A 703-nucleotide genomic window follows, 5' to 3' on the forward strand; every position below is an offset into this window, starting at 1 on the left:
AGCAGTCCGGCCAGGCTGAGCGCCAGAGCCGGGAGTTTTCGCCCGAACGTCTCGTCCCCGATATCTGCAGAGGATGCTGATCGGCCTTGGCCGATCAGCATTCTTCTTCGCTCGCCTAACGCGACGTTGCAAGGCGCGCCTCATCGAGGCGCGCGGACATCTTCGCCTTGATCCGCTGCAACGCGCGCTGCTCGATCTGCCGGACGCGCTCGCGCGAGATGGCGAACTTGCCGGCGAGCGCATCCAGCGTCTGCTGCGGCTCGCCGAGATATCGCGCCTCGACGATGCTGCGCTCCCGCGGTGACAGCGCAGCGAGTGCATCGGCGAGGGCAGCCTTGGTGCGTTCACGGTCGGCCGCGTCCAGGAGCAGACTTTCCGGATCGGGAGAGGGATCCACGAGCCGGTCCTGCCATTGGTCGCCTTCCGTCTCGACGCTGATCGGCGCGTTGAGCGAGATGTCGCCGCGCAGCCGGCCGTTCATCTCGGCGACGTCGGCTTCCCTGACGTCGAGATGTTTGGCGATAGATGTCAGCTGATCCGTCCGGAGATCGCCATCCTCCGCGACGCCAAGTCTGCTCTTCAGCTTGCGCAGGTTGAAGAACAGCTTCTTCTGCGCAGCAGTGGTGCCCAGCTTGACGAGCGACCATGATCGCAGGATGTATTCCTGAACCGAGGCCTTGATCCACCAGGAGGCATAGGTCGC

General features: G+C 64.4%; 1 protein-coding gene. It reads right to left on the reverse strand.

The window, feature by feature from the left end; translation table 11 throughout:
- Positions 1-115 precede the first annotated feature (115 nt).
- On the reverse strand, positions 116-703 hold a 588-nt coding region (locus I6F20_RS37580), incomplete at its 5' end, for a sigma-70 family RNA polymerase sigma factor (RefSeq protein WP_225131599.1).

The sequence above is a fragment of the Bradyrhizobium sp. IC3123 genome (genome assembly GCF_020193625.1).
Taxonomy (GTDB): Bacteria; Pseudomonadota; Alphaproteobacteria; order Rhizobiales; family Xanthobacteraceae; genus Bradyrhizobium; species Bradyrhizobium yuanmingense.